The sequence below is a fragment of the Protofrankia sp. CiP1_Cm_nod3 genome (assembly GCF_982290655.1).
Genome location: NZ_CEVIVD010000116.1, coordinates 1 through 5,057, shown reverse-complemented (window position 1 = coordinate 5,057; position 5,057 = coordinate 1). Strand labels below are relative to the sequence as shown.

Sequence of the window (5,057 nt, the reverse complement as noted above, 5' to 3'; positions counted from 1 at the left end):
CAGGCGGCAGGGCGAGACACCCTGCCGCTGATCGCAAGCTGATTGCATGTAAATTTCGAGCATGCAGACAGCCCGTGTCCGCGTGGCGCGGCGCGGCGCACGGCAGGCTTCCTCCGACCGGCCCGCGCATCGCGCTCACACATACAGGGATGGCGTCCCGAGCTGCCGCCCGGTCGTATGTTGCAGGTCCCCGGCCGCGGGGAGGTTTTCGTGCGGCAGACCCGGGCCGACCGGGACGGTGTACTGCCGGTGTTGCTGCTGCACGGGTGGACCTGGTCGCTGGACGTCAATTTCTTCGGGTTGCTGCCACCGCTGTCCCAGCGGCATCCGATTGTCGGCCTGGACCAGCGTGGCCACGGACGCGGACTGCCGATCGCCGGGGAGTTCTCCATCGCCGACTGCGCCGAAGACGTCATAGCGGTGCTCGACGTCCTGAATATCGACCGCGTGATCGTGTGCGGATTCTCCCTCGGCGGCTTGGTGGGAACGCATATGGCGTTGGCTCATCCGCAGCGGGTCGCGGGCCTGGTCCTGACAGCTTGCGCACTGAACTACCGGCAGAACCGCCGCGACCGCCTGTTGTGGACCACTCTTGCGACGGCAGCCCCGCTGGCTCTCCTCAAACGACACACTGTGCCGCCCCGCCTTGCAACGGCAACTGGCCGACCAGCTCGGGGCACATGTCATCCCGGTAGCAGCCGATCATGATCTTCCGGTGGTCCATCCCGACCTGTTCGCCACCGCCGTGCTGGACGCAGTTGCCAGGGTGAACGCCCGCGTGAGCGGGGCGTAGCGCTGCTCGGTCGCGCTCATTTCCACGCCGTGCCTTCCCCGGGGCCTCGGCATGATGATTGATCCACAACTAGGCGCTACGCTATGTAGCCAGGAGCGGGAGGACTCGATTCCGGTCGCCGGCGATTCTCTCGGTCGCCTGACAAGGTGACAAACGGCGTTATCGACATTTTTGTCGGCCTTGTCGACCCGGGTTCCGGACGCGTCCCGTCCAGCCCGGACGGGACGCCGGCCGCCGTGACCGTGGTCGCCGCGAGCGTGCACGACAACACCATCGGCGTCACGTTACTGGTCTCCTGAACTGTCGACGTATATTGCTGCCAAGCGGGACACGGTGCTTACGGTTAAGGCAGGCGTGATGGGAGACCAAGTCGATGTCGGCCGGGCGCCCGGCGAGTCGGACAACCTGACTGTGCGAGCATCGGAGCGCCCGTGGAGTGGGCGTAGCGCCGCTTCCCGTGGCCCGCTCAAGATCTTCTACTCCTATGCTCACGAGGATGAGCCGATCCTGGCGGAGTTACGCAAGCATCTCGCGCCGCTTCGTCATGAGCAGATCGTCGTGGACTGGTATGACCGTGAGCTCCTGCCCGGGGCTGACTGGGATTCGGAGATCAGCTCTCGCCTCGAGTCGGCGGACATAGTGATCGCTCTCCTGTCTGCGGACTTCGTCGCCTCGCAGTACGCGTATGGCCGGGAGTTGCGCAGGGCACTTGAGCTGCACGATCGAGGCAGCTTGGCGCTGGTTCCCGTGGTCGTTCGTCCGTGTCGCTGGGAACGCCTGCCGGTCGCGCGCCTACAGGTGCTGCCGGAAGATGCAAAGCCGATCACTAGCTGGGGAGAGCCGGACCGGGCATACCTGTCGGTGGCGGTCGGCGTTGAACGTGCGGTGCGGGGCTTGCTCTCGCGCAGCGAAAGCCTTGTCGATGACTGGCTCGAATCCCGCGTCATCCGGCGTCGTGTGATCAGACAAATTCAGGATTACCTGCGGGTCCTCGGCTACTACAGAGGGCCGATCGATGGCATTCCAGGCGTGGGAACCGAGCATGCCGTGCAGGCGTTTCAACGCCGCGCTGGTATCAAGGCCGACGCGATGATCGGCCCGGAGGTGATCCGCCGTCTCGAAGACGCCGTTAACTCCGGCGCCGCAGCGTCGTCGGGTCAGCCGACCTGAAAGGCATACTTCCAGCACGAGCCGGTCCAAGATCTCTTGTCCGGCCCCCCGTCCGCGCTGGCACGCCCGTACCCTCGCCGGCCGGTTCGCCGGCGAGCTAACCCGCGTCAGCCCTACCCGCCACGGCCAAGCCGGAGCTCACTTACGAACCCGCCTGCCTTGCCGCCGGTTCCGCTTTCGCATGTGATCGGGATGGGTTGCGAGACGGGTCGCGAATTTCGGGCGGCAGGGCTACGGCGTTGGATGCCGGTAACCGGATTCGTCGCTCTTCCGGTAGCTACCTGACACTGTGGGTGGAGCCCCGAGTATGAGTGCCATGAGCCCTTCCGTTGATGATCAAAGTCAGGCGCGCCGCGCCGGTGGGGGTGGCAGTGGCCGCCCCCACGTACGGGTCCCCAATGAACGGGTCCTCTTCGTGCGGATGCGCACGTCGCAGGACCGCGCGGCCGATGCGATCACGTCGTTTGCGGGTTCCCTGCCGTTCGTGTATCTCCACGCCATCTGGTTCGGTGTCTGGGTTCTGCTGAACGAGGGCGTGTTCGGCCGGGCTGGCGTCTTCGATCCGTATCCGTTCGGACTGCTCACGATGATCGTCAGCCTGGAAGCGATCTTCCTGTCCACCTTCGTGATGGTGAGCCAGAACCGCGAGGCGGCACGGCAGAACCTGCGGGCCGAACTCGATTTTGAAACCGACCTGCGGGCCATGGTGTGGTCTGCCCACATCGGTACGGCTCTTGGTCTCGACCCCGAGGAGATCGAGCGGCACGCCCAGGAGATCATCGCGCAGGCCAGGGCGGACATCGTTCAGCCGTCCGCGCCCCCGCGGTTCTCGGAGATCACGAACGAGACTCATCCCTGAAACGACCGTCGCGGGGACGACTACGTGAGTCAGGATGTCGACGAGGCCGCTTTCCTGAAGAGCAGTCTGATTCAGAGCGTCGTCCTCGGAAACTCCTGATGATCGGTGAAGCAGTCGGCCGGTCCGGGATCGGCGGCACGTACGACATCGTGTGACACGTCAGGTCCATCAGGTTGCCCCTTGCGGTCGCGCGTCGAGGAGATCCGGGCGGCCGGGCAGCGTGAACGTCGAGCTCGGAGCCGTCCCGACAGCGGCGCGGCGATGAGCGGGGCGGCGGGCAGCGCGGCAGTCCGAGTTCGATAGCGCGCCACGACGGTGACCTGCCCCATCACGCCGTCGAAGCTGGCGAGGCCTCGCCGTCGAGGACGGTGGCGGTGATCGCGGCCGCGTCGGTCACGATCGACGCGTCGCGGGCGGTACGCGCGAGCAGGAGCGCGCCTTCGAGCGTGGCGACTGCCCAGCGGGCCAGACGCCGGGCCTCCGCTGCGGGCCGGCCTGCCCATCTGAGTTTGTCGGCGAGGGGCTCGGCCCAACGCTCGAATGCGGCGCTCGAGGTCTCCGCGACCGCGTCCGTGATGCCGGCGAGCTCCAGGGCGACCGTCGCGACGGGGCAGCCGCGCTCGTAGCCGGACTCTCGGAGGTCCGCCGCCTGCTTCGCGGCGATCGCCGCGACAAGCTCACCAGGTGTGCGCGCCGCGGCGGCGAGGTGATCGATCAGCTCTCGGACCCGGTCACCGCTGAACGCGATCGACTCGACGGCGAGCTCCTCCTTCCCGCCCGGGAAGTGGTGGTAGAACGAGCCCTTCGGCGCCCCGCTGGCGGCGAGGATCGTCTCCAGGCCGGTCGCCGCGTACCCCTGGCGGCGGAACAGGTCGGCAGCGGCAGCGATTGCGGCGCCGCGGGCGGTTGAGGTTCTCGGCATCTGGACTCCCTTGGACTCCTTGTCTTTCGCTGCCGGCCATACTATGGTGGGCGCCATACTATGGCGATCGCCATAGTATTAGTCGGAGAGGACGCCCTCATGCCCGTCGTCACCGTTCAGATCCCGGCCGGTTCGCTCGACCCCGTACAGAAGTCCGAGCTCATCGCCCGGATCACCGACGCCGTCGTCGAGGTCGAGAAGGCCGAAGCGATCCGTCCGTACGTCTACGTAATCGTCGACGAGACGAGCCGCGACGGATACGGACTCGCGGGCACCCCCGTCGACGTCACGCTGGCGAAGGCCGCGCAGCGATGACCCTCGACGGCCGCACAGCGCTCGTCACCGGGTCGACGTCCGGCATCGGCCGGGCCGCCGCCGAAGCACTCGCCGCTCGCGGCGCCCACGTCATCGTCACCGGGCGCGACGCGGCGAAGGCGGCGGAGGTCGTCGCCGGGATCGAGCACGCCAGCGGGGTCGCGCGGCCGGTCATCGCCGATCTCGCGACCCCCAGCGGCCTCACCGCGCTCGCCGCCCTCGACGACGTCGACATTCTCGTCAACAACGCCGGGTACTACCGGTTCGCGCCAACCACGGCGACGAACCAGGCCCTCTTCGACGCGTTGGTCGACGTGAACCTGCGCGCCCCGTTCCTCCTCGGCCAGGCGCTGATCCCGAAGATGGCCGCGCGCGGGCACGGCGCTGTCGTCAACGTCTCGACCGTCGCCGCGCGGGTCGGCACGTCGACATCGGCGGCCTACGGCGCAGTCAAGGCCGGACTCGAATCGATCACCCGCGCGTGGGCGGCCGAGTTCGGCCCGTCCGGTGTGAACGTCAACGCCATCGCGGTGGGCCCCACCCACACTCCCGGCACTGACGCCGTCGTCCAGGTCCTTGAGGGCCTCACCCGCGCCTTCCCGCTCGGCCGCCTGTTCCGGCCGGAGGAGATCGCGGATGCGATCGCGTACCTCGCCGGGGCCGACTATCTCCACGGGGCAACGCTCGCTGTCGACGGCGGCGCGAGCGTGGTCGTACCCGCGCCGCGGTAGCCACCGACCGTGTGACGCGCCGGAACGCTTCATCTGCGCTCGTGACCGCCTGGCTGGACCTTCCGTGACTCACGAATCGAGCTTGCCCACCGGAGCATCGTACCGTTCAGCCACCGACACGACCCGCACCGGAACCGTCACTACGAGCCCTCAGGCCGTCGTGGTGAGCGATAAGGAAAAGGCGCATCAGATGCGTCAGATGGGGACCAGGAAGGCGAGCGAAAGCGAACCGCTGTCGAAGTGTCGAAACCAGATCAGACGGTATCG

Annotated in this window: 7 protein-coding genes; 6 read left to right on the top strand and 1 reads right to left on the bottom strand. The window is 67.4% G+C overall.

What is annotated here, in order from left to right; translation table 11 throughout:
* Positions 1–210 precede the first annotated feature (210 nt).
* The 4 genes from AC5LUJ_RS18530 (at position 211) to AC5LUJ_RS18515 (ending at position 2,822) form a co-directional block, all read left to right on the top strand.
* Positions 211–708: an alpha/beta fold hydrolase gene (locus AC5LUJ_RS18530; protein ID WP_250291120.1), complete on the top strand. Its 498-nt coding sequence runs from the start codon at positions 211–213 to the stop codon at positions 706–708.
* Between the two features lie 231 nt (positions 709–939).
* Positions 940–1,092, top strand: a complete 153-nt coding sequence (locus AC5LUJ_RS18525) for a hypothetical protein (RefSeq protein WP_250287220.1) — start codon at positions 940–942, stop codon at positions 1,090–1,092.
* A 34-nt stretch (positions 1,093–1,126) separates the two neighbouring features.
* On the top strand, positions 1,127–1,963 hold the full coding sequence (locus tag AC5LUJ_RS18520; protein WP_250287218.1) for a TIR domain-containing protein: 837 nt from the start codon (positions 1,127–1,129) through the stop codon (positions 1,961–1,963).
* A gap of 316 nt (positions 1,964–2,279) precedes the next feature.
* A complete protein-coding gene (locus tag AC5LUJ_RS18515) occupies positions 2,280–2,822 on the top strand; it encodes a DUF1003 domain-containing protein (RefSeq protein WP_250287224.1) in 543 nt (180 codons plus the stop codon).
* 328 nt (positions 2,823–3,150) lie between these two features.
* Here AC5LUJ_RS18515 and AC5LUJ_RS18510 read toward each other — a convergent pair whose 3' ends face one another.
* On the bottom strand, positions 3,151–3,744 hold the full coding sequence (locus AC5LUJ_RS18510; protein WP_250287216.1) for a TetR/AcrR family transcriptional regulator: 594 nt from the start codon (positions 3,742–3,744) through the stop codon (positions 3,151–3,153).
* Positions 3,745–3,843: 99 nt separating this feature from the next.
* Between AC5LUJ_RS18510 and AC5LUJ_RS18505 the strand changes: the two genes are divergently transcribed.
* A complete protein-coding gene (locus AC5LUJ_RS18505; RefSeq protein ID WP_250287214.1) occupies positions 3,844–4,059 on the top strand; it encodes a tautomerase family protein in 216 nt (71 codons plus the stop codon).
* Positions 4,056–4,790 (top strand): SDR family NAD(P)-dependent oxidoreductase, encoded by a 735-nt coding sequence (locus tag AC5LUJ_RS18500; protein ID WP_250287212.1) that lies wholly within the window; start codon positions 4,056–4,058, stop codon positions 4,788–4,790. Before AC5LUJ_RS18505 ends, AC5LUJ_RS18500 begins: the two co-directional genes overlap by 4 nt.
* The last annotated feature ends 267 nt before the right edge of the window (positions 4,791–5,057 follow it).

What these genes read in the sequence shown, in the direction of transcription:
- AC5LUJ_RS18500 (WP_250287212.1), top strand. Translation starts at nt 4,056, where the DNA reads ATGACCCTCGACGGCCGCACAGCGCTCGTCACCGGGTCGACGTCCGGC.
- AC5LUJ_RS18510 (WP_250287216.1), bottom strand. Translation starts at nt 3,744, where the DNA reads ATGCCGAGAACCTCAACCGCCCGCGGCGCCGCAATCGCTGCCGCTGCC.
- AC5LUJ_RS18515 (WP_250287224.1), top strand. Translation starts at nt 2,280, where the DNA reads ATGAGCCCTTCCGTTGATGATCAAAGTCAGGCGCGCCGCGCCGGTGGG.
- AC5LUJ_RS18505 (WP_250287214.1), top strand. Translation starts at nt 3,844, where the DNA reads ATGCCCGTCGTCACCGTTCAGATCCCGGCCGGTTCGCTCGACCCCGTA.